General features: G+C 71.5%; 25 protein-coding genes and 4 pseudogenes. 15 read left to right on the plus strand and 14 right to left on the minus strand.

All coding sequences use genetic code 11. From position 1 onward, the window contains the following. Positions 1-19 precede the first annotated feature (19 nt). From QQM72_RS27185 to QQM72_RS27195, 3 genes are all read left to right on the plus strand, one after another. The gene (locus QQM72_RS27185; protein WP_314223466.1) at positions 20-1,423 is read left to right on the plus strand and encodes a 3-oxoacyl-ACP reductase; all 1,404 of its coding nucleotides are present in this window, start codon (positions 20-22) and stop codon (positions 1,421-1,423) included. Then, on the plus strand, positions 1,423-2,313 hold the full coding sequence (locus tag QQM72_RS27190) for a MaoC/PaaZ C-terminal domain-containing protein (RefSeq protein ID WP_314223467.1): 891 nt from the start codon (positions 1,423-1,425) through the stop codon (positions 2,311-2,313). Before QQM72_RS27185 ends, QQM72_RS27190 begins: the two co-directional genes overlap by 1 nt. 548 nt (positions 2,314-2,861) lie before the next feature. Continuing rightward, on the plus strand, positions 2,862-4,631 hold the full coding sequence (locus tag QQM72_RS27195) for an eCIS core domain-containing protein (protein ID WP_314223468.1): 1,770 nt from the start codon (positions 2,862-2,864) through the stop codon (positions 4,629-4,631). A 28-nt stretch (positions 4,632-4,659) separates the two neighbouring features. Here QQM72_RS27195 and QQM72_RS27200 read toward each other — a convergent pair whose 3' ends face one another. The 9 genes and pseudogenes from QQM72_RS27200 to QQM72_RS27235 all read right to left on the minus strand — a co-directional run bounded on the left by QQM72_RS27200 (position 4,660) and on the right by QQM72_RS27235 (position 11,533). Then, positions 4,660-5,304, minus strand: coding sequence for a TetR/AcrR family transcriptional regulator (locus QQM72_RS27200; RefSeq protein ID WP_314223469.1), 645 nt, complete (start codon positions 5,302-5,304; stop codon positions 4,660-4,662). A gap of 61 nt (positions 5,305-5,365) precedes the next feature. Further along, entirely contained in the window at positions 5,366-5,674 is a 309-nt protein-coding gene (locus QQM72_RS27205; RefSeq protein WP_314223470.1) for a DUF4229 domain-containing protein, read from the minus strand. Positions 5,675-5,802: 128 nt separating this feature from the next. Next, the gene (locus QQM72_RS27210) at positions 5,803-6,327 is read right to left on the minus strand and encodes a GNAT family N-acetyltransferase (protein ID WP_314223471.1); all 525 of its coding nucleotides are present in this window, start codon (positions 6,325-6,327) and stop codon (positions 5,803-5,805) included. A 55-nt stretch (positions 6,328-6,382) separates the two neighbouring features. Beyond that, on the minus strand, positions 6,383-7,546 hold the full coding sequence (gene mqnE / locus QQM72_RS27215) for an aminofutalosine synthase MqnE (protein WP_314223472.1): 1,164 nt from the start codon (positions 7,544-7,546) through the stop codon (positions 6,383-6,385). Positions 7,547-7,658: 112 nt separating this feature from the next. Further along, positions 7,659-8,114 carry an Lrp/AsnC family transcriptional regulator gene (locus QQM72_RS27220; RefSeq protein ID WP_054238669.1) on the minus strand — a complete coding sequence of 152 codons (456 nt, stop codon included), beginning with the start codon at positions 8,112-8,114 and terminating at the stop codon, positions 7,659-7,661. Next, a pseudogene (locus QQM72_RS40945) lies at positions 8,078-8,248 on the minus strand (pentapeptide repeat-containing protein); the annotation flags it as partial. The gene QQM72_RS27220 and the pseudogene QQM72_RS40945, both read right to left, overlap by 37 nt. An 87-nt stretch (positions 8,249-8,335) precedes the next feature. Then, on the minus strand, positions 8,336-9,019 hold the full coding sequence (locus QQM72_RS27225) for a UbiX family flavin prenyltransferase (RefSeq protein WP_314223514.1): 684 nt from the start codon (positions 9,017-9,019) through the stop codon (positions 8,336-8,338). Positions 9,020-9,176: 157 nt separating this feature from the next. Beyond that, a complete protein-coding gene (gene mqnP / locus QQM72_RS27230; protein WP_314223473.1) occupies positions 9,177-10,079 on the minus strand; it encodes a menaquinone biosynthesis prenyltransferase MqnP in 903 nt (300 codons plus the stop codon). Beyond that, positions 10,076-11,533, minus strand: coding sequence for a menaquinone biosynthesis decarboxylase (locus QQM72_RS27235; protein ID WP_314223474.1), 1,458 nt, complete (start codon positions 11,531-11,533; stop codon positions 10,076-10,078). Before QQM72_RS27235 ends, mqnP begins: the two co-directional genes overlap by 4 nt. A gap of 427 nt (positions 11,534-11,960) precedes the next feature. On the opposite strand from QQM72_RS27235, the gene QQM72_RS27240 reads away from it, so the two are divergent. Next, positions 11,961-12,374, plus strand: a complete 414-nt coding sequence (locus QQM72_RS27240) for a PLD nuclease N-terminal domain-containing protein (protein WP_314223475.1) — start codon at positions 11,961-11,963, stop codon at positions 12,372-12,374. Between the two features lie 203 nt (positions 12,375-12,577). Here QQM72_RS27240 and QQM72_RS27245 read toward each other — a convergent pair whose 3' ends face one another. After that, positions 12,578-13,888, minus strand: coding sequence for a S8 family peptidase (locus tag QQM72_RS27245; RefSeq protein WP_314223476.1), 1,311 nt, complete (start codon positions 13,886-13,888; stop codon positions 12,578-12,580). 300 nt (positions 13,889-14,188) lie between these two features. Here QQM72_RS27245 and QQM72_RS27250 point away from each other — a divergent pair. Then, positions 14,189-14,800, plus strand: a pseudogene (locus tag QQM72_RS27250) (MerR family transcriptional regulator); the annotation flags it as partial. On the opposite strand, the gene QQM72_RS27255 reads toward QQM72_RS27250, so the two are convergent. Beyond that, positions 14,739-15,524, minus strand: coding sequence for a CDP-alcohol phosphatidyltransferase family protein (locus tag QQM72_RS27255; RefSeq protein WP_020130090.1), 786 nt, complete (start codon positions 15,522-15,524; stop codon positions 14,739-14,741). The pseudogene QQM72_RS27250 and the gene QQM72_RS27255 overlap by 62 nt on opposite strands. Positions 15,525-15,657: 133 nt before the next feature. Between QQM72_RS27255 and QQM72_RS27260 the strand changes: the two genes are divergently transcribed. Further along, positions 15,658-15,798, plus strand: a complete 141-nt coding sequence (locus tag QQM72_RS27260; RefSeq protein ID WP_314223477.1) for a hypothetical protein — start codon at positions 15,658-15,660, stop codon at positions 15,796-15,798. A 37-nt stretch (positions 15,799-15,835) separates the two neighbouring features. Beyond that, entirely contained in the window at positions 15,836-16,162 is a 327-nt protein-coding gene (cutA, locus tag QQM72_RS27265) for a divalent-cation tolerance protein CutA (RefSeq protein ID WP_314223478.1), read from the plus strand. A gap of 1 nt (position 16,163) precedes the next feature. On the opposite strand, the gene QQM72_RS27270 is transcribed toward cutA, so the two are convergent. Next, positions 16,164-17,465 carry a tetratricopeptide repeat protein gene (locus QQM72_RS27270; RefSeq protein WP_314223479.1) on the minus strand — a complete coding sequence of 434 codons (1,302 nt, stop codon included), beginning with the start codon at positions 17,463-17,465 and terminating at the stop codon, positions 16,164-16,166. 243 nt (positions 17,466-17,708) lie between these two features. On the opposite strand from QQM72_RS27270, the gene QQM72_RS27275 reads away from it, so the two are divergent. From QQM72_RS27275 to QQM72_RS27310, 8 genes and pseudogenes are all read left to right on the plus strand, one after another. Beyond that, positions 17,709-18,023: a DUF6415 family natural product biosynthesis protein gene (locus QQM72_RS27275; RefSeq protein ID WP_314223480.1), complete on the plus strand. Its 315-nt coding sequence runs from the start codon at positions 17,709-17,711 to the stop codon at positions 18,021-18,023. A gap of 147 nt (positions 18,024-18,170) precedes the next feature. Further along, positions 18,171-18,662, plus strand: a complete 492-nt coding sequence (locus tag QQM72_RS27280) for a glycine-rich domain-containing protein (protein WP_314223515.1) — start codon at positions 18,171-18,173, stop codon at positions 18,660-18,662. 24 nt (positions 18,663-18,686) lie between these two features. Further along, a complete protein-coding gene (locus tag QQM72_RS27285; protein ID WP_314223481.1) occupies positions 18,687-18,812 on the plus strand; it encodes a hypothetical protein in 126 nt (41 codons plus the stop codon). Positions 18,813-18,991: 179 nt separating this feature from the next. Further along, positions 18,992-19,561 carry a hypothetical protein gene (locus QQM72_RS27290; protein ID WP_314223482.1) on the plus strand — a complete coding sequence of 190 codons (570 nt, stop codon included), beginning with the start codon at positions 18,992-18,994 and terminating at the stop codon, positions 19,559-19,561. A 504-nt stretch (positions 19,562-20,065) separates the two neighbouring features. Then, the gene (locus QQM72_RS27295) at positions 20,066-20,542 is read left to right on the plus strand and encodes a nucleoside deaminase (protein ID WP_314223483.1); all 477 of its coding nucleotides are present in this window, start codon (positions 20,066-20,068) and stop codon (positions 20,540-20,542) included. Beyond that, positions 20,535-20,993: pseudogene (locus QQM72_RS27300) on the plus strand (2-oxoglutarate and iron-dependent oxygenase domain-containing protein); the annotation flags it as partial. The gene QQM72_RS27295 and the pseudogene QQM72_RS27300, both read left to right, overlap by 8 nt. Further along, positions 20,980-21,378 (plus strand): annotated as a pseudogene (locus QQM72_RS27305) (hypothetical protein); the annotation flags it as partial. The pseudogenes QQM72_RS27300 and QQM72_RS27305, both read left to right, overlap by 14 nt. A gap of 63 nt (positions 21,379-21,441) precedes the next feature. After that, the gene (locus QQM72_RS27310; protein ID WP_314223516.1) at positions 21,442-22,998 is read left to right on the plus strand and encodes a type 1 periplasmic-binding domain-containing protein; all 1,557 of its coding nucleotides are present in this window, start codon (positions 21,442-21,444) and stop codon (positions 22,996-22,998) included. 73 nt (positions 22,999-23,071) lie between these two features. Here QQM72_RS27310 and ccsB read toward each other — a convergent pair whose 3' ends face one another. After that, positions 23,072-24,166, minus strand: a complete 1,095-nt coding sequence (ccsB, locus tag QQM72_RS27315) for a c-type cytochrome biogenesis protein CcsB (protein WP_314223484.1) — start codon at positions 24,164-24,166, stop codon at positions 23,072-23,074. Then, positions 24,163-25,899 (minus strand): cytochrome c biogenesis protein ResB, encoded by a 1,737-nt coding sequence (resB, locus tag QQM72_RS27320; RefSeq protein WP_314223485.1) that lies wholly within the window; start codon positions 25,897-25,899, stop codon positions 24,163-24,165. Before resB ends, ccsB begins: the two co-directional genes overlap by 4 nt. Between the last annotated feature and the right edge of the window lie 2 nt (positions 25,900-25,901).

Below are 25,901 nucleotides of genomic sequence, written 5' to 3' on the forward strand. Positions count from 1 at the left end.
GAGCCCGTGGGAGATCATCATGGCCGACCGCTATCTGAGCTTCACCGCCACGGCCCCCGGCCGGTTCCTCACCGCGCGGCTCGGGCTCCCCCAGCCGGCCGCGCTCACCCGCTGGACGGCCGAACGCCCCTCCCTGGACGGCCACTTGCTGCACCTCACGGCCGGCGGGCCGTCCGGGCTCGACCTCGCGCCGGTCCTGGCCCGCACCGGCCTGCCCACGGCCACCGGAACGGCCGGATCCACCACCGGGTCCGACGCCGGAACCACCACCGGGTCCGACGCCGGAACCACCACCGGACCCACCGGCCGCGCCACCGGACCCACCGGCCCCGCCGCCGTCGTCCTGGACGCGACCGGCGTCCGGGACGTCGACGCGCTCGCCGAGGTCCACGCGGCCCTGCACCCGGTCGTACGGTCGGTCGCGGCGAGCGGGCGGGTCGTCGTGCTGGGCGCGCCCCTGGACGCCCGGGACCACCACCAGGCGGCCGTGCAGCAGGCCCTGGAGGGCTTCGTACGGTCCCTCGGCAAGGAGATCGGACGGGGCAGGACCGTCAACCTCGTCCGGCTGACCGACGCGTCCGCCGCCGAGTCCACCCTGCGCTTCCTGCTCTCCCCCAGGTCGGCGTACGTCAGCGGCCAGGTGATCGGGGTGGGGGCCGCCGAGGGGTCCGACGGCCCGGTCGACTGGGATCTCCCCCTCGCCGGGCGCACCGCGCTCGTCACCGGCGCCGCCCGCGGCATCGGCGAGGCCGTCGCGGAGACGCTGGCCCGGTACGGCGCCCATGTCGTCGTTCTGGACGTGCCGCAGGCCGCGCAGGACGCCCGCCGGGTCGCCGCGCGGCTGGGCGGCAGCGCCCTCACGCTCGACATCACGGCCGCCGACGCGGGCGAGCGGATCGCCGCCGAGCTGCCCGACGGGCTGGACGTACTGATCCACAACGCGGGGATCACGAGAGACCGGCGGCTGGTCAACATGCCCGCCGAGCGCTGGAGTTCGGTGCTAGACGTCAATCTGGCGAGCGTGCTGCGCACCACCGACGCCCTGCTCGCCAAGGGCGCCCTGCGGACCGGCGGGCGGATCGTGGCCACCGCCTCCATCGCCGGGCTCGCGGGCAACGCGGGGCAGACGAACTACGGCGCGAGCAAGGCGGGCGTCGCCGGTCTGGTCCGGTCCCTCGCGCCGCGCGCGCTCGCCGAGCACGGAGTCACGGTGAACGCGGTCGCGCCGGGCTTCATCGAGACGAGGATGACGGCCGCGGTGCCGTTGTTCATCCGCGAGGCGGGGCGCCGGATGAACTCCCTCGCGCAGGGGGGCCTGCCCGTGGACGTGGCCGAGACGACCGCCTGGCTCGCCCACCCCGCGTCCGGTTCGGTGAACGGTCAGGTCGTGCGCGTGTGCGGCCAGAGTCTGCTGGGGGCGTAGTGACCGGCACGGTGACCGTCCTGTCCGGCCCTCCCTCCCTCGGTCCGCTGCTCGCCCTCGGCGCGCTGCGCTCGCCGTTCAAGCGGCCCCGGCCGGGCGTCGCGTTCCCCGGCACCGGTGACCGGCTCGTGCTGCCCGGCCTGCGGGTGGACCTGACCCGGCTGGCCGCCTACGAGCGGGTGTGCGGCTTCCCGACCGGCGAGGACTCCCTGCCGCTCACGTATCCCCACGTCCTGGGCTTTCCGCTGGCCATGCGGATCATGAGCGGCCGCGGCTTCCCGCTGCCGCTGCTCGGCCTCGTCCACACGTCGATCGAGATCACCCGCCACACCACCCTCGCCGCCACCGGCAGCTACGAACTCGCCGTGCGCGTCGAGCGGTTGGCCGCGCACCGGCGCGGGACCGAGGCGGTCGTCGTCACGGAGCTGCGGGACGGCGGCGCGCTCGTGTGGGAGTCGACGAGCACGTATCTGGCCCGGCACCGCACCGAGGCAGCGCCCGCTGCGCGCGAACCGGAGCCCGACCCGCTCCCCGCTCTCGGAGCGGAACCCGGCCCGCTGCCCGTCCTCGACGAGTGGCGGCTCGCCGCCGACGTCGGACGGCGCTACGGCGCCGCGTCGGGCGACCGCAACCCCATTCACCTCCACCCGCTCACCGCCCGCCTCTTCGGCTTCCCCCGGGCCATCGCGCACGGCATGTGGACCGTGGCCCGCTGCCTCGCCGCACACGGCACCCCCCAGGCCGTCCGGGTGCGCGCGCAGTTCCGGGCACCGGTCCTGCTGCCGGGAACGGTGGCCTTCGCGGCGGACGGCGAGCGGTTCGAGCTGCGCGGGACGGGAGATTCGGGACCGGTGCATGTGAGCGGCCGGGTGGCTCCGCTGACGCCGTGACCGGGACCGGGATCGGGACCGGGACCGGGACCGGGAGACCGAACTCCAGGTGACCGGGGCCGGGAGGCCGGACCGGGGAGGCCGGACCCCAGGTGAGCGGGGCCGGGAGGCCGGACCTGAGACGCCGGACCCGGGAGGGCGGACTCCAGGTGAGCGGGGCCGGGAGGCCGGACCTGGGAGGCCGGACCTGGGAGGCCGGACCCCAGGTGAGCGGGGCCGGGAGGCCGGACCTGGGACGCCGGACCCCAGGTGAGCGGGGCCGGGAGGCCGGACCTGGGACGCCGGACCCCAGGTGAGCGGGCCGGGAGGCCGGACCTGGGACGCCGGACCCGGGAGGGCGGATCCCAGGTGACCGGAGCCGGGGGGACCGGCGCGCCGCTTCGTCGGCGGCGCGCCGCTTGCCCTGTCCGTCGCGCCACGGCTCCGCAGGATCGCCCGGTGATACTGCGCGGTCGGCCCCCGGGACTGCCCTCCAGGTCCTTACCCCGGCCGCGTCCGGTCGAGCACAGTGGTGGGTTCTGATGGCTCTGTCGCTGAAGGGAGCGTCCATGCGCGCGCAGGACCAGGAGAAAGACCTGGGTGGCAACCGCCGGTCCAAGGCCGGGAGGGGCTCCGCACGGTCGTCGCTCCCGGGACCGGCGGCGGGACTGCTCGCCCTCCAGCGCTCGGCGGGCAACGCGGCGGTGACGCGTGCCATCGAGGAACAGCGGCACGAGCACGGCCCCGGCTGCGGCCACGCGGACCGGTCGGTCCAGCGGGCCGTGGACATCGACGAGGTGCAGCAGGCCGCGGTACAGCGCCGGGTGTCGCTGGCCGAGGTGACCGGATCCGGCGGCAGCTCTCTGGACCCGCGCATCCAGGCCAAGGCCGAGCAGGCGTACGGAATGCCGCTCGGTCACGTGCGCGTGCACAACGACGCGACCGCCCAGCGCGCGAGCGCCGACTTCCAGGCCCACGCCATGACCGTCGGCCACCACATCGTGCTCGGCTCGTCCCGGGTGGACGACGAGACGATGTTCCACGAACTCGACCACGTCCGGCAGCAGTCGCAGGGCCCGGTGGCGGGCAGCGACAACGGCTCGGGTGTGAAGGTGTCCGACCCGGGTGACGCCTTCGAGCGTCAGTCGGCCGCCAACGGCCGTCTGGTCGCGCAGGGTTCGACTCCTGATCTCTCGCTGCCCGGCTCGGCGGGCCACGGGGCCCCGGTACAGCGGGCGGCGGCCGGCACCGGCGAGCGGCAGAGCGTGCAGCGGATGCCCACGGCCCCCAGCGGCGTGACCAAGTCCCGGCCCAAGGCCAAGGGCGGCAAGAAGAAGACCGTGGCGCAGGCGATCACCAAGGCCCTGGTGGAGACGTACGGCTGGACGGAGTACGGCGGGGCTCAGAACAAGACCGTGCACCTGCCGCTCCCCTCCGCGAGTCCCCCCGCGCACGCGATGAGCGAGGGACTCAAGGGCGCCGCGATGAGCGCGATGTACCACGGCACCGACAACATCCGGACGAAACGCTCCTTCGCGACGGAGCGCGCCGACCAGGCCCTGCGCTGGATCTCCACCGTGGTCTTCAGCTACCTCAACGACCTGCGCAAGCAGCCCGAAGAGGTACAGGCGGGCCTGAGCGCCGTCCAGGACGAGACGATGGACTCCGACGCCCCGAACAGGTACCAGTTGTACATCTCGTCGAACAAGGACAACGCCAACAAGGCGCTCTCCGACCTCTACGCGGGCCAGGAGAGCGCCGCGACGTTCCTCACCGCGATCCTGGAGGCCAACGAGCCGAGCCTCGCCAGCCAGTCCGCGCGCGAGCGACGGCACGCCCAGAAGCTGGCCTCACGTCTGCTGAAGAACCCGGAGGGCAGGGAGGCGTACGGCACGGTTCTCCAGGCACTCGGCGGCTCGGTGAGCGTGCCCGCGAAGCGGGAGGACGCCGCCACGGACGGCCTGCACGCCGAGCGCCGCATCGTCGAGAGCGCACCGGCGGGCAGCATCACCGCGCTCTCCGGGGTCAAGCGGCCCTGCATGGTCTGCTACATGGAACTCTTCACCCACGACGACTCCAAGCGTCCCGGCCCGTACTGGCCGAGCAGGGCCTCCAACATGGGGCTCGACTACACCGTCGACAACGCCAGCACGATCGCGTGGCAAATCGACAGGGCGGCACGGCAGGGCAACGGCACGCACGTCAGCCTCCGGGTCGACTGCGAGGGCCAGGAGCGGGTGGACACCGGATACGGCTCCGAATCCGACTCCTCGGCCTCGGCCTCGGACAGCGAGCAGGCCCCGGCGCTGATACCGGCGGAAGCCATGGACCTGAGCTGAGGCGACCGCGTGGCCCCGCCCAAGGTCCTCAGGCCTCCGGTGGGGTCCAGGGCCGCCCCTCCATGAGGTTGCCCAGGCCTGCCCAGGCGAAGTTCATCAGGGTCGCCGCCGCCTGCCGGGCCGTGGTGCCGTCGGCGGCGTTGGCCCAGGCGGCGAGGGACTCGGCGGCGCCGACCAGCGCCTCGGCGAGTCCGGCGACCTCTCGTTCGGGCAGGTCGGGGTCCCGGTGCGCTTCCCTGGCCGCGACCACGATCAGGTGCGTGACGAACGCGACGATCTCCTCGCGCATCGCCGTGACCTCGGCGGCGAAGGGCTCGCCGTGCGTGCGGGCCTGAAGGTGCAGGACGGACCAGGCGTGCGGATGCTCGGCGGTGTGCGCGAAGAACGCCCGCAGACCGTCCCAGAGTTGGCGGTCGGCGGGCAGGTCGGTGCGGACGCCGGTGCGCACCGCCGCGACGAGCGCCTTGGCCTCGCGCCGGATGCAGGCGGTGAAGAGGTCTTCCTTGGAGTTCAGGTACAGATACACCAACGGCTTGGACACGCCCGCGAGTTCGGCGATCTCGTCCATGGACGCGGCCATGTACCCCCGGCGGCCGAAGGTCTCCACGGCGGCGTCCAGCATCTGCTGCTCACGGACCGCACGCGGCATCCGCTTGGTCTTCACGGTCCCCATGGACACAGCGTAGTTGGGCCCGCTCGGGTGCCGGCCCGGCCCGCCCCACCGCGTGACGCGACTACGAGGTCTGCGCCTGGCCCTGCGAGTGCGCCGCCTCGTCGATCGAGGCGTCCTCCTGGGACTTGTTGGCCTCCAGGTTGGCCTTCATACGGTCCACCCGCCGCACGACGTGCACCGAGGCACGGTCGCGCTCCTTGCGCAGCACCACGAAGCTGATCGGCGCGGAGATCACCAGCGAGAGCAGCAGGATCCACATGATGTTGGAGTCGCCGAGACCGCGGGGCACGACGCCCGAGTAGACGAGACCCCAGACGACCACGAGGCAGCCGGCGAAGACACCGAGGCGCATCAGTGTGTAGCGGAGCATGTCAATCCACTCTTCCGATTCCAAAAGGGGCCGTCATCCAGTGAAGCACGCCGGGGTGCCGATCTTGCATCGGGGTGCGAGCGCCCGGAGCGGTCGCGGCAGTCGCAGCGGTCACGTCAGGGCAGCGGTCACGTCAGGGGCAGCAGCATGATGATGTCGTCGCGGTCGTCGCCCGGCGCGACCCTGATGGCGCCGGGCACCCGGCCGACCTCCTTGTAGCCGCAGGAGCCGTAGAAGTGCTCCAGGCCGAGTCCGCCGCGGCAGGTGAGCCGGATCGCGTCGATGCCGTCGAAGGCGCGGGCCTCCTCGGCGGCGGCCGCCAGCAGGTCACGGCCGTAGCCCTTGCCCTGGTGCCGGGGGTGCACCATCACCGTGTAGAGCATCACCCAGTGGGTCTGGAGCCGGTGGGTGTTGAAGCTGAGGAACGCCGTCGCCGCCACCTCGCCGGCCGCGTCGTGTCCGACGAGCAGCCGGGTACGGCCCTCGGCCATCTGGACGAGGTGGCGGACCAGTTCGGGCCGGACCGTCTCGCGCTCCACCGGCGCCACGAAGCCGACGGCTCCGCCCGTGTTGGAGACGTCCGTCCACAGGTCGAGGATGCCGTCACGCAGGGCGGGGGTGACGGCGGGGTCGAGGGTGAAAGTAAGGGCCACGAAAGGATGGTAATCCTTACGCGGCCCCGACTTCCAAGTCCCCGCTCCTACCGCCTCAGACCCGCATCGGCTGCGGCGACTCGCGGAGCGCCGGGTCGGGGCCGTCGTACTCGCGGATGATCTCGTACCGGGTGTTGCGCTCCACCGGGCGGAAGCCGGCGTCCCGGATGAGGTCCAGCAGGTCGTCGCGGGTCAGCTTGTTCGGGGTGCCGTAGTTGTCGGCGTCGTGCGTGATCTTGTACTCGACGACCGAGCCGTCCATGTCGTCGGCGCCGTGCTGGAGCGCGAGCTGCGCGGTCTGGACGCCGTGCATGACCCAGAAGACCTTGACGTGCGGGACGTTGTCGAAGAGCAGCCGGGAGACCGCGAAGGTCTTGAGGGCCTCCGCGCCGGTCGCCATCTGGGTGCGGGCCTGGAGCCGGTTGCGGACCTTGCCGTCCTGCATGTCCACGAAGTCGTGCTGGTAGCGCAGCGGGATGAAGACCTGGAAGCCGTTCGTCTCGTCCTGGAGCTCGCGCAGGCGCAGGACGTGGTCGACGCGGTGGCGGGGCTCCTCGATGTGGCCGTACAGCATGGTGCACGGGGTCCTGAGCCCCTTCTCGTGCGCCAGCCGGTGGATGCGCGACCAGTCCTCCCAGTGCGTGCGGTGGTCGACGATGTGCTGCCGGACCTCCCAGTCGAAGATCTCGGCGCCGCCGCCGGTCAGCGACTCCAGACCGGCGTCGATCAGCTCGTCGAGGATCTCGGAGGCCGACAGCCCGCTGATCGTCTCGAAGTGGTGGATCTCCGTCGCCGTGAACGCCTTCAGGGAGACGTCCGGGAGCGCGGCCTTCAACTCCCGCAGCGAGCGCGGGTAGTAGCGCCACGGCAGGTTCGGGTGCAGGCCGTTGACGATGTGCAGCTCGGTGAGGTTCTCGCCCTCCATCGCCTTGGCGAGCTTCACCGCCTCCTCGATGCGCATCGTGTACGCGTCCTTCTCGCCCGGCTTGCGCTGGAAGGAGCAGTAGGCGCAGGACGCCGTGCACACGTTCGTCATGTTGAGGTGGCGGTTGACGTTGAAGTGCACGACGTCGCCGTTCTTGCGGGTCCGCACCTCGTGCGCCAGTCCGCCCAGCCACGCCAGGTCGTCCGACTCGTACAGCGCGATGCCGTCCTCACGGGTCAGCCGCTCACCGGCCCTGACCTTCTGCTCCAGCTCGCGCTTGAGTCCGACATCCATGCCCGCACCTCTCTACGACTTCCTGCGACTTCCTGCGATGACGCCACCGACGACCAACCGTACGCCCCCGCTCTTCGCGCGGGAGGCGCCCCCGGACGGCCGGGAGACGGTCCTAGACCTCTTCGGGAAGCTCCCCGACCCGGTTCTCCCACTTGGTGGAGAGCACGATGGTGGTACGGGTCCGGGACACGCCCTTGGTCCCGCTGAGCCGCCGGATGATCCGCTCGAGACCGTCCACGTCGTTCGCCCGCACCTTGAGCATGAACGAGTCGTCGCCGGCGATGAACCAGCAGTCCTCGATCTCGCTGAGGTCCTTCATCCGGTTCGCCACGTCCTCGTGGTCGGCGGCGTCGGAGAGGGAGATGCCGATGAGGGCGGTGACACCGAGGCCGAGCTGGGCGGCGTTCACCGTGGCGCGGTAACCGGTGATGACACCGGCCGCCTCCAGCCGGTTGATGCGGTCCGTGACGCTGGGTCCCGACAGACCGACGAGGCGTCCCAGCTCCGCGTAGGAGGCCCGGCCGTTCTCCCTCAGGGCCTGGATGAGCTGCCTGTCCACCGCGTCCATGCGATCGAAGCCTTCCGAAGAGGAGAGATGAGGAGTGTGTGGGGGGAGTTCCTGAAGCGGATGTTTCTGAAGCGGGTGTTTCTGAAGCGGGTGTTTCTGAAGCGGGTGTTTCTGAAGCGGGTGTTTCTGAAGCGCGTTTCCTGAAGGGGGTTTCCTGACGGGGTGTTCCTGGAGCGGTGGTGCGTGCCGACCGCGCCGCCCGCGCCGCCCGCGTCCGACGCTCAGGCGGGAGGACGGGAGCCGCCGCCGATCTCGCCCTTCCAGCGGCGGTACAGCCCGTGCCCGACGCCCGCCGCGTCGAGGACCCGCCCGGCGACGAAGTCCACCAGGTCCTGGATGTGGGTGGCGCCCGCGTAGAAGGCCGGGGAGGCCGGCACCACGCTCGCGCCCGCCTCGTCCAGGGCGACCAGATGACGCAGGGTCTGGCCGTTCAGCGGGGTCTCCCGTACGGCCACGGCCAGCGGGCGCCGCTCCTTGAGCGTCACGCTCGCCGCCCGCTGGAGGAGGTCCTTGGAGAGCCCGAGGGCGACGCCTGCCACACAGGCCGTGGAGGCGGGCACGATCAGCATGCCCTTCGTGGCGTACGACCCCGAGGAGGGCCCGGCGGCCAGGTCCCCGGCCGCCCAGTACCGCACGCGGTCGCTCTCGCCTTCGTCCCCGCCCCCGCCTTCGAGGTCCACGTCGAAGGTGCCCGGCTTCCCGTCGGCCCCCCGCGCGAGCCACTCCCGCAGGTCGTCGCGCCAGTGCGCGTCCCGGAAGGAGATCCCCGTCTCGTCGAGCAGGGTGAGCCGCGAGGCCCGGCTGACCACCAGGTCGACGCTCTCTCCCGCGGCGAGCAGCGCCCGCAGCACAGCGGCGGCATAGGGCGTACCGGACGCCCCGGACACCCCCACGATCCAAGGCACGCGCTGCGTTTCTCCTGCGTTCACACCTTGAGCGTACCGGTGGGCGGAGAGGTCTTCAGGACCGGTCGGCCCTGGAGCCCGCGTGCCCCCTTCGCTCCCTCCGCCCGCGCGTTCACCCGGACGGAGTACATGGACGGATCACGCGGACCGCGCGGCCCTAGACCGTGAGCCCCCGCACCAGCAGGTCGATCAGCGCGCACCCGAACAGGCTGATGCCGATGAACCCGTTCGTCGAGAAGAACGCCCTGTTCAGGCGGGTCAGGTCGTGGGGCCGCACGATCGTGTGCTCGTAGACGAAGGCACCCGCGACGATCACCAGACCGAACCAGAAGAAGGCGCCGGCGTCGGTGGCCAGGGCGTACCAGACGAACAGGGCCGTCGTGATCGCGTGGCAGACCCGCGCCCCCCAGACCGCCGCCGGGATGCCGAAGCGGGCCGGGACCGACATGACGCCGACCTCGCGGTCCGTCTCGACGTCCTGGCAGGCGTAGATCAGGTCGAAGCCGCCGATCCAGATGCCCACCGCAAGGCCCAGGATCACCGCGTCCCAGGACCACTCGCCGGTGATCGCCAGCCAGCCGCCGACCGGGCCCATCGCCTGCGCCAGGCCGAGGATGGCCTGCGGGAAGTTCGTGAAGCGTTTGCCGTACGGGTAGACCACCATCGGGATCACCGCGATGGGGGCCAGGGCCAGGCAGAGCGGGTTCAGCAGCGCCGCCGCGCCCAGGAAGATCACCAGGGCGATCAGGGCGCCGGTCCAGGCGTGCCGGACCGACATCGCGCCCGTCACCAGCTCGCGGTGCGCCGTGCGGGGGTTACGGGCGTCGATCTCGCGGTCGATGATCCGGTTGACCGCCATGGCGAAGGTGCGCAGGCCCACCATGCAGACGGTGACCAGCAGCAGCCGGCCCCAGTGGATGTTCTCGTCGGTCTGGAACATCGCCGTCAGCGCGGCGATGTAGGCGAAGGGCAGCGCGAAGACCGAGTGCTCGATCATCACCAGCCGCAGGAAGGCCTTGGTGCGTCCTGGCTGCGGCAGCGCCGCGGAAGCGGAACTCACAGGCCGTACTCCTTCCAGCGGCGGTCGACCTTCGCCGCCGTATCCGGGTCGGACAGCACCATCTCCGGCCAGCCGCCGTCCCGCGTGTACCCCTCCTCGGGCCACTTCCGCGTCGCGTCGATGCCCGCCTTGCCGCCCCAGAACTGCTGGTAGGAGGCGTGGTCGAGATGGTCGACGGGGCCTTCGACGACGGACAGGTCACGGGCGTAGTCGGTGTTGCCGAGCGCCCGCCACGCGACCTCGTGCAGATCGTGGACGTCGCAGTCCGCGTCGACGACCACGATCAGCTTGGTCAGGGACATCATGTGGGCGCCCCAGACCGCGTGCATGACCTTCTGCGCGTGCTTGGGGTACTTCTTGTCGATCGAGACGATCGCGCAGTTGTGGAAGCCGCCGGCCTCGGGCAGGTGGTAGTCCACGATGTCCGGGACGATGACCTTCAGCAGCGGGAGGAAGAAGCGTTCCGTGGCGCGGCCCAGCGGACCGTCCTCCGTCGGCGGCCGGCCGACCACGATCGACTGGAGCAGCGGACGCCTGCGCATCGTCACGCAGTCGATCTTCAGGGCCGGGAACGGCTCCTGCGGGGTGTAGAAGCCGGTGTGGTCGCCGAACGGGCCCTCCGGCAGCATCTCGCCCGGCTCCAGCCAGCCCTCGATGACGACCTCCGCCTGCGCCGGCACCTGGAGCGGGACCGTCTTGCAGTCGACCATCTCGATCCGCTTGCCCGCGATGAAGCCGGCGAAGAGGTACTCGTCGATGTCGCCGGGGAGCGGGGCGGTGGAGGCGTACGTCACGGCGGGCGGGCAGCCGAACGCGATCGCGACGGGGAGCTTCTCGCCCTTGCGGGCCGCGACCTGGTAGTGGTTGCGGCTGTCCTTGTGGATCTGCCAGTGCATGCCGATCGTGCGCTTGTCGTGGCGCTGGAGGCGGTACAGGCCGAGGTTGCGGATCCCGCTCTCCGGGTCCTTGGTGTGCGTCAGGCCCAGGTTGAAGAAGGAGCCGCCGTCCTGCGGCCAGGTGAAGAGGGCGGGGAGGGCGTCGAGGTCGACGTCGTCACCGTGCAGGACCACCTCCTGGACGGGTGCGTCCTGGGGCTTCACCTTCTTCGGCGGGACGTGCGTCATCGCGCCGAGCTTGCCGAACGCCTCGCGGACGCCGACGAACCCGTGCGGCAGCTCGGGCCGCAGCAGTCCGCCGATCTTCTCGCTGATCTCGGCGTACGACTTGAGGCCGAGGGCCTTCAGGAGCCGTCGGTCGGTGCCGAACACGTTCATCGCGAGGGGCATGCTCGACCCCTTCACGTTCTCGAAGAGCAGCGCGGGGCCACCGGACTTCTGGACCCGGTCGACGATCTCCCCGACTTCCAGATACGGATCGACCTCAGCCTTGACGCGCTTGAGGTCGCCTTCGCGTTCCAGTGCCCTGAGCAGGGAACGAAGATCGTCGTAAGCCATGCGTCCCAGTATCGCCGAGGCCCCTCCGGCGCCGACGCGCGCCCCGCACTACGCCCCCTCGCACCGCCCCGCGACGCGGCCCGCACCAGCCCCGCCGCCGGCCCTCGCGCACGCCCCTTCCGAGCGGCCCTCCGGATCGGCCCTCCCGAGCGCCCCTTCTGAGCAGCCCTCCCGATCGGCCCTCCCGATCGGCCCTCCCGAGCGGCCCTTCTGATCGGCCCTCGCGAGCGCCCCTTCTGAGCGGCCCTCCCGATCGGCCCTTCTGAGCAGCCCTTCTGAGCAGCCCTTCTGAGCGGTCCTCGCGATCCGTTCATCCGCTCGGCCCGCCAGCGAGGGCACGTTTTCCGCCACCCGCTACCCTGGCCCGGTCACCGGGGCGCTCCCGCGCCCCCGTCGCCGTCACCATCTCCTGGGGGAACCCGCCACCATGCTCAGGTATCTGCCGTTCCTGCTGGTACTGGCGCTGTGGATCTACGCCTTCATCGACTGCCTCAACACCCCCGAGGAGGAGGTGCGGGGGCTGCCGAAGGTGATCTGGGTCATCATCATCCTGCTCTTCGGCGAGGTGCTCGTCGGTCCGGTCGCCTGGCTGGTGGCCGGCAAGGCGCGCCGCGCGCCCGTGGGCGGTGGCACTCAGGCCGAGTCGCCCCGCGGCCGACGCGCCGAGTGGGTCGCGCCCGACGACAACCCCGAGTTCCTGAAGTCCCTCAAGGAGAACAAGGGGGAGGACGAGAAGGACGACGAGGCGCTCCTCAAGGACTGGGAGGCCGACCTGCGCCGCCGCGAGGACGAGCTCAAGCGCCGCGAGTCCGGTGAGGACCCCCAGCCTCCGCAGGCCTGAGGCACGCCGACGGCGCCCTGCGGTCTCGGTGAGACGCGGGCGCCGGGGTATGGACGCGGGGGGCCACTCCGCGCCCGGAACGGGCGGCCCCGGGGCGGAACGGCCGGGTCGTAGGGGTCGGCCGGGTCGTAGGGGCCGGACGGGTCGGAGGGGCCGGACGGGTCGGACGGGTCGGACGGATCGGACGGATCCTGGACGCCGTCTCAGGCCGCGTCGTGTTCGAGGGACCTGGGCGAGCACTGGGGAGCGTGCTGCCAGTAGCAGCCGACCTGGACGAGCCCGTACCGGTAGTCCGAGCCGGTGCCGGCGACGGGCCGGGCGTCCCGGCCGAGCGTGCGCAGGATGTCGCGGGCGTTGCCCCGGCAGTGGCCGGAGCTCAGGCACAGTGCGGCGGAGCCGGTGACGAAGGGTGCGGCCATGCTCGTGCCGGAGAGGAAGCCGTGGTCCTCGCCCAGCCGCGTGGCGTGGGTGGGGAGAGTGGAGAGGATGTCGGTGCCCGGGGCCGCGATGTCCACCCACGACGCTCCGTGGTTGGAGAAGGGCGCCCGCTGGTCGAACACGGTGGTGGCGGCGACGCTGATCGCCTCCGGGTAGGCCGCCGGGTAGTTCGGCACGGTCGTACCGGCGTTGCCCGCCGAGGCCACCACGGCGACACCCGCCTGGCCGGCGAGCCGGACGGCCTGGTGCACCAGCGGGCTGTCCACCGAGGATCCCAGACTCAGGTTGGCGACCCGGATGTTCTTCGCCTTCGCGTTCTGGGCGACCCAGTTCAGGCCGGCGATGAGGTCGGAGAAGAACCCCGAGCCGCTGTCACCCAGGACCTTGACGTTCCACAGCCGGGTGCCCGGGGCGGTGCCCTCCGCGCCGAGGCCGTTGTTGAGCGCCTGGATGATGCCCGCGACGTGCGTTCCGTGACCGTGGAGGTCGTTCGCGCCGGGCGAGGTACTGAAGTTGGCGTTCCCGGCCACCCGCAGGTCCGGGTGACCGGCGTCCACACCGGTGTCCAGCACCGCCACCCCGACACGGGCGGCCGCGGGCACCCGGAATCCGTGCTCGGAGCCCGCCACGGCGCCGATCCGGAACAGACCCCACTGCCCGGCGAGCAGCGGGTCGCCCTTGTACGCGACACCGCCCCCGTCCGGCTTGCCCGTCCGCTGCCGCGGCGCCTGGAGCGAGGAACCGGCGACCGGTTCGGGCAGGGACACCAGTCGGTCGGGTTCGACCGAGGCGACCTGCGGGTCGGCGCGAATGGCCTCGATCTGGTCCGCGGTCGCCTCCAGGGCGTAGCCCTTGATCGCCGCCCCGTCCACGGTGGCGTCGAAGACATGGCGCAGCCGGCTCCCGCCGTCCGACGCCTGTCCCTTCGCCTGCTCCTCGGCGACCCTGCCCGGATCGGTGACCGTGTCCTTCAGCTGCACGATCCAGCGCTCCGCCGGAGCGGGCTCGGCGGCCTGAGCGGAGCCGGGCACGACCGCGGCGGCCGTGAGGGCCGACAGCGCGGCACAGGCGACCAAACCACTACGGAAGCGAATCTTTCCGGCTCTTCGCACCAAATCCTCCACAACCTGCACACCTGGCACATCCGGCACATCCGGCGCACCAAAGATCGACAAGGTAGGACAATAGGAGCGGCCATATGTTCCCCGGAGGCGACTCACTCGGGACCGCCCGGACCGATCGTCGAATCACCTGATCGGACGCGCGAGCCGAGTGTCAGGTCCGTGCGAACCCAGTGCGAGCCCAGTTCGAGCCCAGTGCGAACCCGGCGTGCGGGTGAGCCGCTCCACGGGTCCTCCCGCCGGACACGTGCTCTACGCCCCGTGGTGGCGGCCCGGATCATGCGGACCCTGCACGCCGGCGACGCCCCGGCCGCCCTCGCCCTCGTGGACGCCGCGCATGCCGCGCTGCACGAGGAGCGCGGCGCGCTGCGGGCGACCGGCGAGGCGCTGGAAGCGCTGGGCCCGGCGCCGCCGGTCACGGCGCGGACGCGGCGGGAGGCCGGGGAACCGCCCCCGGCGGCGCCCCGTTCCGGCCTGCGCATCGGCGAGGTCGCCGCGCTGCTGGGCGTACGCACGTCGGCGCTGCGGGTGTGGGAGGCGGCCGGGCTGCTCAGCCCGACGCGCCAACGGGGCACCGGATACCGCGTGTTCGGCCCCGCCGACGTGCGCGACGCCCGGGTGGTCGACTCCCTGCGGCGCGGCCACTACCTGTTCCGGCAGATCCGCCCGGTGCTCGAGGGCCTGCGCCGGGAGGGCGGCGGTGAGCCCCTGCGGGTGGCGCTCACGGCCCGCGGGGAGGCGCTGACGGCCCGCACCCACGCGATGCTGGAGGGCGCGGGCGCCCTCCACGGCTACCTCGCCCGGGTCACCGCAGCCGGGACGACGACAGGATCGACAGCAGGTGGGCCGGGACCATCACCCAGGTGATCGCGGCGATGGCCGCCAGCGCCCAGCGGGTGGGCCCGACACCGCCGGTCGCCGCGTCCAGGGCCGCCACGGCCAGCAGGACCAGGGAGGCCTCGATGCCGTTGGTGACCCGGTGGATCTTGAAGGCGGCGGCGAGCCGGCGCAGTGAGGCGACGCCCTGGGAGCGGGGCGCGGTGGCCTCGTCGTCGGCGACGGCGAGGCCGCGCCGCGCGCGGGCCACGTCCACCAGGTCGGTCGAGGCCTTCAGCAGCACCACACCGAGCGCGGTCGCCAGACCCAGCGACACCCAGCCGTTGAAGCCCGCCCAGCCGCCGAGGCCGGACTCGGCGGCCCGGAAGCCGAAGCCGATCATGAGCGCCGCGTCGGCCAGATAGGCGCCGAGCCGGTCGACGTAGATGCCGGTCGCGCTGTTCTGTCCCTTCCAGCGGGCGACCTCGCCGTCCACGCAGTCGAAGAGCAGGAACAACTGCATCAGGAGCGCGGCGAGCACGGCCCCGGCGAGACCGGGTACGAGCAGCGCGGCACCGGACAGCACCCCGCACACCACCATCGTCCAGGTCAGCTGATCCGGGGTGACCCGGGTGCGCACCAGCTGGCGGGTGAACCGCAGCGAGACGCGCCGCATGTACAGGCGTCCCGCCCAGTGCTCGCCGTTGCGGCTGGCGAGCTTGGCCTGCGGCTGGCAGACCTCCCGCAGCTCCTCCAGAACAGGAGCAGCAACCATGAACTTTCCTTCCGCCCGAGGCTCAACTGCCGCGCCTGCGGCGGTGATCGGCACAGGTTACTTGACCACGTCAAGGGCGTGCCGGTTGCGGTGTCGCAGCGCGGTGAGCCCATCATCGTGTTCCTTCTGGTCGGTGTCGGCCGTCATCAAGCCGGTCGACCACGACCACCCGCACGACGATCACGTTCTTCTGACCTGGGTGCTCCGGGCGTTCATCGCCATCGCAACCATCCACATCCTGCTCCTCGACCCGATCAAGCAGCAGTCCAAGTAGGCGCCAGCCGCGGCCGAGTCAAACATAGGCTGGCCGCATGGCTGACTTCCTTCAGGTATCAACAGCGACCCCCACGCGTGACCAGGCCGTCGACCTCGCCCGCACCGTCGTTGCCGAACGGCTCGCCGCCGGCGCGCAGATCGTCGGCCCCGTCACGTCCGCGTTCTGGCACGACGGCGAGTTCGGCACCGGCGAGGAATGGCAGCTGCTGCTGAAGACCACCCGAGCCCGCTACCCGGAGCTGGAAGCCCACTTGTTGAAGCACCACCCGTGGCAGAACCCAGAGATCGCCGCCGTAGCGATCGAGGCCGGGTCGAAGGGGTGCCTCGGCTGGATCGCCGCAAACACCGCCCCAGCCGAGTAGCTCAACCGCGGGCCTGCTCCAGGACGGCGGCGACCGCGGGCAGCGCCTGATGCTCGACGAACCGCCGCAGCACCGGCGCCAGCCGCTCGCGCGGCCGGACGGATGCGACCCCGGAGGACAGGTCGAGGGCGCGGCCCGTGACCCACGCGGCCTGCTCGACCTCCCCGGCGGTCAGGTAGGAGTCGGCGAGCCACGACAGGTACAGCGCCTTGTCCCGTGCGTGTGAGTCGTCGTACTCGGCGAGCGCCGCTTCGAGGACCGGCACCGCCCGCAGCGGTCGCCGCAGTTCCGTCCAGCATCGGCCCGACATGATCCGCAACTCGGTGTCGTCGACCCACGCAGCCCAGTCCGGTTGAGGTGTGTCGTCGACCTCGGCGAGCGCGCCACGGGCGGCGTCGAGGGCTCGCTCCGTCTCCTCGGCGTTGCCTGCCACCGCATGCGCCCAGGCGAGCCGCTCGTACAGCAGCGCCCGCACCCCCGGAGCCGCGTTCGGGCCGGCCGTGGCACACGATCTGGCCGCCGTCTGCACCGCATCCCGCCTGGCCTGCCGGTCCCCACGCAGGCTCTGGTAAGCCAGGAAGGCGAGGGCGTTCCCGGCGAGCGCGTCATCTCCGGCGTCCACCGCAGCCTTCTGGCTGGCTTCGTACAGGCCGCGCGCCTCGGCATGCCGGCCGCTGTCGAAGGCCGCCCAACCGGCCTGCTGGGCCTGCTCGGCGAGCACGGACAGCAGACCGCGGCCTGTCTCCTCGGTGTACGAACGGCCCCGCAGCAGTGACCTGGTGGACTGGTACTCGCCGAGGTAGGTGCGGTAGGTGTCGCCGCCTCCGAGGACGTCGTCGAGGCGGCGCAGGCGGGCCGTGCGCTGCCGCAGCCGCTCGGGGAGATCGCTGCCGACGCGGCCGCCCGACGACGGGCGGGTGAGGTCAGGCAGAGCGACGGCCAGGCTCGCGGCAGCGGAGGCCTTCAGGAACTCCCGGCGCTCGGGCCTCGCGTTCGCCGAGCCTTCGGGAATTGCCTCCCACGGCCGGCGGGCGAGGCCCACCAGGTGGCCGGGGATTCGCAGGGCGTCGGCGATACAGACGACCTTCTCGAACGTCGTCACCTTGCCATGTGCCTTGGCGAGCTTCCCCACCCGCTCCGGCTTGATGCCGCACTCGGCCGCGATTATCGAGTAGCTGATGCCCGCCTCGGTACGGGCCACATGGAACACCGTGCCGAAGTCGTGGGCGGCGAGCGCGGATCGGACGTCGGGGCGCTCAAGCAGCTCGCGAGGGAGCGCGGTTGGCGGTTCGTGACCGTTCATGAGGTGCCTCATCGCACATGGTGACGGCGTGGTCTGACGGTGAGAGTACCCATGATGGGTACCCCCCGGCGGGAAGTCAGAAGCCGCAGGTACTCGCGAGGCTGGGTGTTCCAATCCCGGTGGCCGTGCAACCGGCCCCGGGGTGTGGCCAACCTGAGAGAGCAGGTCGACGTGCCGAACGCTACAGCGCAGCTTCCAAGGGCGGCAGAGCATCCCCCGGCCGATCCGCCGGACATCGCCGTCATGCGGAAGACCGCGCGTGTCCTGCTGGATCCCGACGCCTTCGCCCCCGCCCCGGCCGGCCCCGAGCTGGACACGCTGACGCTGGCCGCGCGCGGGCACCTCGCGTTGCTGATCCCCGAGGTCGAGCAGGCGGCCCGTAGGCCGAAGCGCGACAGCATCCCCCGATACTGCGCGCTCGCCTGTCTCGGTGAGGCGCGCGGAGGGCTGCGAGCCGGGCCGAGCCGTGCATCCGGCGGAGCGCTCGTGTACGCCCGGAGGCCGGCCCGTGTTCTCGGCGCCCTGTGCGACCACTACGAGAGGCTCGGCCAGAGCTGAATACACCCAGACTCCTGTCGCCGGCCTGCGCTGCGGCGCGCCGACAGCAGGAACGCCCGGGCCGCATCCCGCGAAGAACCCGACCCGGGCGCATGTCCCCATCCGCAACCAGCGAAGGAGACGAACGTGACCATACCTCCGGGACCCATGCCCGACCCGCAGGCCGTGCCCGCGCTCGCCAGGATGCTCATCACCGACGAGCGGTTCGCCAGCTGCCGCAACACCGTGATGGACGGCAACCCGGACTTGGCCGAGGAGATGGCCGGCCGAATCGTCGAGGAGGGCCTCAAGTTCGTGGCCGCCTGCTCCCGCAACCCGGGCATCGGCCTCGCCCCGTCGCGGATCGTGGACGAGGGCTGGCACGCCCTCATCCTCCACACCGCCATGTACGCCGACCTCTGTCAGCGGCTCGGCGGCGACTTCGTCCACCACTTCCCCGGCTACGACCCGACGAATTACGACCCACCGATCCTCGACCGTACCCGCGAGAAGATCACCGAACTCGGGTGGGAGGCCGACCCGCAGCTGTGGGGGCCACCGTCCGACGAGACGCTCGGGTCCGTGGCGGCGAAGTGCCAGCACACCCCGAACTGCACCATCGTCATCACACCGAAGCCGAAGCCCGGCGGCGTGGTCTAGCCTCCCCTGCTGAAGGGAGGCCACATGTCCGAGTGGATCGACCCGCGGTACGCGGAAGTGGTGGCGGCGTGGAAGCGCACGCAGCAGCCTCAGTCCCGTGACCCGCAGCCGCAACCCAAGCGGGGATTCATCGTCCCGCCCCAGGGCTGACAACAACACCAGCGGCCCGCCCGCCCTCGTATCCCAGTCGTCACGGAGGGCGGGCGGGCTTCTCATACGACCCTTCGGTCGCATCACCCCTCAGGGTCACAACACGTCGATAGCCGCCACACAGCGGCATGCAAGCCACGATGATGCGACCTCCATCACGCACGTCCTTGGGGGGACCCATGAGCAACACCACGCCGCCGCCCGACCTCCCGCCTGCTGCCCCACCCGAGCCGACGGCCCGGCCGAGGACATCCCGCACCAACGCGATCATCATCGGGGCTGCCGCTGCGGTGATCGCCGCGGTCGTCGCAACCGGAATCGTCGTCGTGCAGTCCACAGACGACGACAGCAAGCCGGCCGCCGCCCAGCCGAGCCTCTACGGTTCGGGCGGCACCGTCGATGCCGCAGAGGAATCAGAGCCGGAATCCGAGCCGACGTACGCCGCCTTGACCCCCGCCGACTTCACGATGGATCTACGCACCACCAAGCGGCAGTGCTTCGGGTCGGCGGGCTGCAACGTGACCGTCGAGCCGACCCTGTCCTACGTGGGTGCTTTCAATGGGATCGATCCGGACGTGGTGTACGAGATCACCTACGAGATCCGTGGTGACGAGTCGGGGCCGGTCATCGAGACGGCTGAGCTGTCGAACGAGACGAGTCTGAACTACTCACAGTCTTTGATCAGTACGGCGTCGTCGAGCAAGAAGGTGTCCGTGAAGATCACTGATGTTGTGATCCAGGGGGGATGAGGCGTCGCCTGCTGGACACGCAGAGGCCCCGCACAGGTGGTCGGGCAGGGCCAGGAAGCAGCGGGCCTCAGCGCAAGTTCACCGGTCTGGCCGCCCGTCCTCGTACCCCGTGCACCAGAGGGCGGGCGGGATCTGCGGCACGAGCTAACGCATCCGTCGCTGGTTGAGGCCGCTCGCCCTCCACGTCGCTCGGCTGTGCCCCCAGAATGCTTCTGCATGGACCCTCAGATTCAGGGCGCACTGATTGGCTCTGGGCAACCGCAGTTGGTGCAGTGATCGGTTTCTTGGCGCCCGAGCTCAAGCGAAATCGGCGTCGGAACCCGCTCCCGGCCATTCGCCGGGGGCGCTTCGGCACGGTTGGTGCGGTGTCAGGACCCGCTCGACGGCCCGAGCCAGGTCATCTCGCGCCGGCCTCACCACACGATCGCGTGAGCGCCCGCGTCGGCGCGGATCCCTCCGGGAACGGATCGTGGTGAAGGCACGCACCTCGTCGAGGAGGACCCCATGGACCAGGTGGACCGGGTTGATCAGGTGGATCAGGCGACGGCTCGGTCGTGGCTCGCCACCGCCGTCGAGGAGGCGCGGGCCGGTCTCGCCGAGGGCGGTATCCCGATCGGCGCCGCGCTCTACGGCCCGGACGGCACCCTGCTGGGCCGCGGCCACAACCGGCGCGTCCAGGACGACGACCCCTCCACGCACGCGGAGACGGCCGCCTTCCGCGCGGCGGGACGGCAGCGCTCGTACCGCGGCACGACGATGGTGACCACCCTGTCCCCCTGCTGGTACTGCTCCGGGCTGGTCCGCCAGTTCGGCATCTCCCGGGTGGTCGTCGGCGAGGCGAGCACCTTCCACGGCGGCCACGACTGGCTGGCGGAGCACGGCGTCGAGATCGTGCTCCTCGACGACTCCGAGTGCATCGCCCTGATGCGCGACTTCATCGCGAGGAACCCGGCGCTCTGGAACGAGGACATCGGTGAGTGAGCCCCCTGTCGCCCGCACCTCCCGCGCCTCCCACACCTCCCGCATACCGACGATCGACCTCGGGCCCTGGCTCTCCGGCGACGCCGACGCCCGCACCGCGATCGCCCGCACCGTCGACGGCGCCCTGCGGACCGCCGGGTTCCTGCTGGTCACCGGGCACGGGGTCGACCCCGCCCTGCGCGACCGCATCCGGGACGCCGCCCGGATGTTCTTCGTGCTGCCCGCCGATGTCGAAGAGGCCTACGGCGCGAAGGTCGGCGGGCGGGGCTGGCTGGGGCCGGGCGCGGAGGCCAACGGCTACTCGGAGGGGACGCAGACCCCGGCCGACGCTCCCGCCGAGGAGCTGATGTCCCTCGTCCACTTCGGCGAGTGCACCCCGGGGACGCTCGTGGAGTCCGTCCCGGCGCCCGTCGGCCGGGTGGCGTACGAGGCGGTCGACTCGCATGTGTACCGACACCCTCCGGTTCCTGGCGTCCGCGCCCTACTTCCACGCGCACGACGCGGCGGGCCGCGACTTCGACGGCCGAGACGACCGCCGGTCGGCGATCGCGCTGGGCCGCACGGACGCCGGACACGAGCCGCCGGAAGGCGTGAGCGCCGCCCTCCACCTGCGGATACGGCGGCTGCTGCACGCCGTCTGGCAGGTGACCGACCCGCTGGTGCTGCCGGACCCGAAGGTGTGCGGGCGGCTGGAGTTCGAGCTGCTCCAGCTGTCCGACCAGCGGCCCGCCGGGGGCGCGCTGCTGTTCGCGACCTCCCAGGCCTGGCCCCGGGACGCCCTCGCGGGCCGCCCGCTGCGCACCCCGGCCGAGGACGACGACGGCGACACGGACGGCGAAGGGCACGGACCGGCCGACGGGGACGGGTGGCGTGATGGCCGACGGGGACGGGGTGACGTGATGGCCGACGGAGTCAGAAGCCCGCTGGCGCGGTGGCTGCGGGAGGTCTGGGAGATCCGCCTCCACCGCTATCTGGCACTGCTCGTCACGGCCGCGGTGCTGACCGGGCTGGTCCTCGCCGTGCGGGCGGTCACCGACGAGGACCGCTCCTGCGCGCCCGGCGTGGCCCGTCCGGCCGGCAGCGACGAGTGCGTGGGCGTGGCCACGGGCGCGTACGACTTCGGCCATCCCCAACTGCGGGACGCGGTGCGGGCGATCGACCGGGAGAACGACCGGCTCGAGGCGGGCGGTTACGTCACGGTCGCGCTGATGCTGCCCTACACCGCCTCCACCCCCTCGACGCTCAGCGACATCCAGCACGAGGTGCAGGGCGCCTACCTGGCGCAGTGGCAGGCCAACCACACCTCCAACGGCCAGGCCCCGGCGATCCGCCTGGTGCTCGCCAACCCGGGTGCCACCAGCGACCACTGGGAGGCGATGGTCGACCGACTGGAGCGGATGGCGAAGGGCGCCGACCGGCTGCGCGCGGTCGCCGGGGTCGGGCAGAGCACCGACAACAACAAGAAGGCCGTGGCGGAACTGACCCGGCGGGGCATCCCGGTGGTCGGCGCCTCCATCACCGCCGACAACCTCGCCAACGGGCAGAACGGCAAGGACCCCTTCCCCGGCCTGGCCCGGGTCTCCCCCACCAACACGGACGAGGCACGCGCCCTGGCCTCGTTCGCCAAGGTCGACGCCGGCCGGGCCCTGCTGGTGTACGACAAGCCGGGCGACCCGTACACGCGGACGCTCCGGACGTCGTTCGCCGCGCTGCTGAAGGGTTCGCCCTACGAGCCGCAGCCGTTCACCCCGCCCGCCGACCGCACCCAGGAGGGGACGACGGCGAACACCTTCCGGCAGATCACCCACCTGGTCTGCGACACCTCCGCGGAGACCGACACGATCCTGTTCGCGGGCCGGCACACGCAGTTGCGGCAGTTCGTCAACGCGCTCGGCACGCGCGGCTGTCAGAACCGGAAGTTCACGGTGCTGACGGGCGACGAGGGCTCGTACCTGTCCGGCGACAAGAAGCTGGACCGCACGGCCCTCACCCACAACCTCGCCGTCCGCTACACCTCGCTCGCGCATCCGGACGCCTGGGTGAACGCCCCCGTGACGCTGCGGGGCGGTTCGGCGGCGGACGCGAAGGTCCTCACCGACCTCCTCGCCCGCAGCGCCCGCGAGCCGGTCGGCCCGATCGGCGACATCGCCCTGGAGGACGGCCAGCTGATCATCGGCTTCGACGCGATGACGCTGGCCGTGCACGGCATCCGGGAGGCCACGCCCGACGGCGCGACCGTCCCGCCCCTCGCGGACGTCGGCCTCCAGTGGCCTCAGGTCAAGGGCTCGCTGCGGGTGAGCGGGGCGAGCGGCTGGATCTGCCTGGACGTGCACGGCAATCCGTACGACAAGGCCGTACCGATCGTGGAACTCCACCCCGATGGCGGCTCCCGCTTCGTCCGCATCGCCTGGCCGGAGGGCAGACCCCCGGCCCCGGAGTGCCTGCCACCGTCCTGACGGCCCGACGAAAGAGGCCGGCTTCCATGACCCAGGTCACAGAAACCGGCCTTCGCCGTGAGCCTGTCGCGGCTCAGACGCCCGCGTACGAGTGCTTTCCGGAGACGAAGATGTTGACGCCGTAGTAGTTGAACAGCCAGCAGCCGAAGGCGATCATCGCCAGGTAGGCGGCCTTGCGGCCCTTCCAGCCGGCCGTGGCCCGGGCGTGCAGGTAGCAGGCGTAGGCGACCCAGGTGATGAACGACCAGGTCTCCTTGGGGTCCCAGCCCCAGTAGCGGCCCCAGGCGTCGCCCGCCCAGATGGCGCCCGCGATGATCGTGAACGTCCACAGCGGGAAGACGGCCGCGTTGACGCGGTAGGCGAACTTGTCGAGCGAGGCCGAGGCGGGCAGCCGGTCGAGGACCGAGTCGGCGAACCTGCCGGGCTTGCCGCCGGTCGCCAGCTTGTTCTCGTAGGCGTCCTTGAACAGGTACAGGATCGTGGCGACCGCGCCGACGTAGAACACCGCGCCGCAGAAGATCGCGGTGGAGACGTGGATGTACAGCCAGTACGAGTGCAGCGCCGGGACGAGCTGGTCGCTCGCCGTGTAGAGGACGGTGACCGCGAGACCCAGGTCCAGCAGGACCGAGGTGATCAGGAACAGGCCGAGCCAGCGCACGTTCTTCCTCAGCGCCAGCAGCCCGAGGTACACGCCGACGGCCACCGTGGAGAAGGTGAGGTTGAACTCGTACATGTTGCCCCACGGGGCCCGCTCCACCGAGGCCGCGCGGGCGATCACGCCGCCCAGCTCGACCAGGAACGCGAGCACCGTGAGGGAGATGGCGATCCGGCCGTACATGTCGCCCTGCTCGTCACCGCCGTGCGCACCGGGCCCGTCGGGCACGTCGCGCGCGCCGGCCGCGGAGCGCACGACGACCTGCGGCCGCTCCAGGACGGCCGTCCCGCCCTTCTTCTCGGCGGTGACGGCCGGGCCCTTGGCCGCGGTCGTGGCGGTGAGCGCGGCGGCGGTACGGCCGACCTTGCTGCGACTGCCGAGGAGCCATTCGGCGATGTACGCGAAGAAGGCCAGGGTGTAGACGGCCATCGCGGAGTAGATCAGCGTGTTGCTGATGCTCGCGAGGTTCTCGTTGGTGGCGGCGGCAAGCTCCGTGGTGGCGGCGAGAGTCACTTCTCAGCCCCTTCGGCAGGTACGACTTCGGGTTCGGGGGATGCGGACGATGCGAGCGGTCCGGGGGTGTCGGGGTCCGGGGCCGAGGGAGCCTGGTCGTACAGGATCCCGGCGAGGTCGCCGAGTTCCTCGGGCACCTTGGCCGACTCGCTGCGGCCGAGTCCGCCCATCTCGACGACCGTCACCCCGTCGTCCCCCTTCACGGCGCGCACCCACACCCGGCGGCGCTGGAGGAACAGGGATCCGGCGAGACCGAAGATCGCGGCGATGGCCCCGCCCAGCGCCCAGCCGCTCGCGGGCTGCTGGGTGACCTGGAAGTTCGCCCACTCCTTGGTGCCCTCGTAGGTCACCGAGCCGGCGCCGTTCGGGAGGGTCATGGTCTCGCCGGGCTTGAGGTTGTCCCGCAGCTGGGCGCCCTTGGAGTCCTTGAACTCCTTCATGTGCGACTTGTCGAGCTGGTACACGCTCTGCGGGATGCCCGAGTTGACGCCGAGGTCGCCGTGGTACGGCGTCAGGTTGAGCACCGGGTTGCGCAGGGCCGGGAACGTCGAGGCCGCCTCACTGCCCGTGGTGTACGTCGGCAGGAAGAAGGCCGAGATGCCCAGCTGCTCACCGACGCCCTTGGCGTCCCGGTAGCCGTCGAGGACCTTGATCACACCGCTGGAGGTGATGTTGGAGTCGAGCGGCAGCAGCGGCACCGCGTCGCGGTAGACGACGTTGCCCTTGCCGTCGCGGACGGTGATGACGGGCGCGTAGCCGTGGGCGGTGAGGTAGACCTTCGAGTCGTCGATCTCCAGCGGGTGGTTGACCTTGACGACGGCCTTCTTGCCCTTGCCGTAGGCGCCCACGCTGTAGGTGATGGCGGACTGGAAGGTGCGCGCGGTGCCCGTGTTGGGACCGGACGTCTCGTACGTGCCGGTGAACTTGTCCAGGGTGAAGCTGAACGGGTTCAGGTCGTCGGTGCTGAAGAGGTTGCCGGACTTGAAGTCGTTGTACTGGGTGAGGGTGTTGGAGAAGCCGTCGCCCTCGACGACCAGCTTGTTCCCCTCGGCCTTGTAGAGCTGGCCGCAGGCGAAGGAGACCAGCATCACGATCAGCGCGATGTGGAAGGAGAGGTTGCCGACCTCACGGAGGTAGCCCTTCTCCGCGGCGACGGCGTCCCCGGCCAGGTGGGCCCGGAAGCGGCGCTTGCGCAGCAGGGTGAGCGCGGCCGCACGGACCTGTTCCGGCTCGGCGTCGGTGCGCCAGGTCGTGTACGCGGGCAGCCGGGTCAGCCGCTTCGGCGCACCCGGCGGGCGGCTGCGCAGCTGACCGACGAACTGCCAGGTGCGGGGCACGATGCAGCCGATGAGGGAGACGAACAGCAGGATGTAGATCGCGGAGAACCACACCGAGCTGTAGACGTGGAAGAGGCCGAGCCTGTCGTAGACCGGCGCGAGCGTCCCGTGGGCCTGACGGAACTCGGCGACCTTCGTCTCGTCGGTGCCGGACTGCGGGATCAGCGAACCGGGGATCGCGCCGAGGGCCAGCAGCAGAAGCAGCAGCAGCGCGACCCGCATGGAGGTGAGCTGCCGCCAGAACCAGCGGACCCAGCCGACGACCCCCAGGGTGGGCCCACTGGCCAGCGTGTCCACGGGCGCGGTGGACAGCTGGGAGCCCGCGGCGCCGAGATCCTGCTCGTCGGCGGCGGCCGGGGTCTCGCCCGGGGCGGGGCCGACGGTGCTCTTGCTCATGA

Source organism: Streptomyces zaehneri, from assembly GCF_032248645.1.
Taxonomy (GTDB): domain Bacteria; phylum Actinomycetota; class Actinomycetes; order Streptomycetales; family Streptomycetaceae; genus Streptomyces; species Streptomyces coriariae.

Coding starts and splice junctions, on each gene's coding strand:
- QQM72_RS27255 (WP_020130090.1), bottom strand. CDS start 15,524: ATGGTTGCTGCTCCTGTTCTGGAGGAGCTGCGGGAGGTCTGCCAGCCG.
- QQM72_RS27280 (WP_314223515.1), top strand. CDS start 18,171: ATGCCCGACCCGCAGGCCGTGCCCGCGCTCGCCAGGATGCTCATCACC.
- QQM72_RS27310 (WP_314223516.1), top strand. CDS start 21,442: ATGGCCGACGGAGTCAGAAGCCCGCTGGCGCGGTGGCTGCGGGAGGTC.
- QQM72_RS27235 (WP_314223474.1), bottom strand. CDS start 11,533: ATGGCTTACGACGATCTTCGTTCCCTGCTCAGGGCACTGGAACGCGAA.
- QQM72_RS27195 (WP_314223468.1), top strand. CDS start 2,862: ATGCGCGCGCAGGACCAGGAGAAAGACCTGGGTGGCAACCGCCGGTCC.
- QQM72_RS27285 (WP_314223481.1), top strand. CDS start 18,687: ATGTCCGAGTGGATCGACCCGCGGTACGCGGAAGTGGTGGCGGCGTGG.
- QQM72_RS27240 (WP_314223475.1), top strand. CDS start 11,961: ATGCTCAGGTATCTGCCGTTCCTGCTGGTACTGGCGCTGTGGATCTAC.
- QQM72_RS27205 (WP_314223470.1), bottom strand. CDS start 5,674: ATGCTCCGCTACACACTGATGCGCCTCGGTGTCTTCGCCGGCTGCCTC.
- QQM72_RS27200 (WP_314223469.1), bottom strand. CDS start 5,304: ATGGGGACCGTGAAGACCAAGCGGATGCCGCGTGCGGTCCGTGAGCAG.
- QQM72_RS27220 (WP_054238669.1), bottom strand. CDS start 8,114: ATGGACGCGGTGGACAGGCAGCTCATCCAGGCCCTGAGGGAGAACGGC.
- mqnE (WP_314223472.1), bottom strand. CDS start 7,546: ATGGATGTCGGACTCAAGCGCGAGCTGGAGCAGAAGGTCAGGGCCGGT.
- QQM72_RS27295 (WP_314223483.1), top strand. CDS start 20,066: ATGGACCAGGTGGACCGGGTTGATCAGGTGGATCAGGCGACGGCTCGG.
- QQM72_RS27185 (WP_314223466.1), top strand. CDS start 20: ATGGCCGACCGCTATCTGAGCTTCACCGCCACGGCCCCCGGCCGGTTC.
- cutA (WP_314223478.1), top strand. CDS start 15,836: ATGGCTGACTTCCTTCAGGTATCAACAGCGACCCCCACGCGTGACCAG.
- QQM72_RS27290 (WP_314223482.1), top strand. CDS start 18,992: ATGAGCAACACCACGCCGCCGCCCGACCTCCCGCCTGCTGCCCCACCC.
- QQM72_RS27275 (WP_314223480.1), top strand. CDS start 17,709: ATGCGGAAGACCGCGCGTGTCCTGCTGGATCCCGACGCCTTCGCCCCC.
- resB (WP_314223485.1), bottom strand. CDS start 25,899: ATGAGCAAGAGCACCGTCGGCCCCGCCCCGGGCGAGACCCCGGCCGCC.
- QQM72_RS27270 (WP_314223479.1), bottom strand. CDS start 17,465: ATGAACGGTCACGAACCGCCAACCGCGCTCCCTCGCGAGCTGCTTGAG.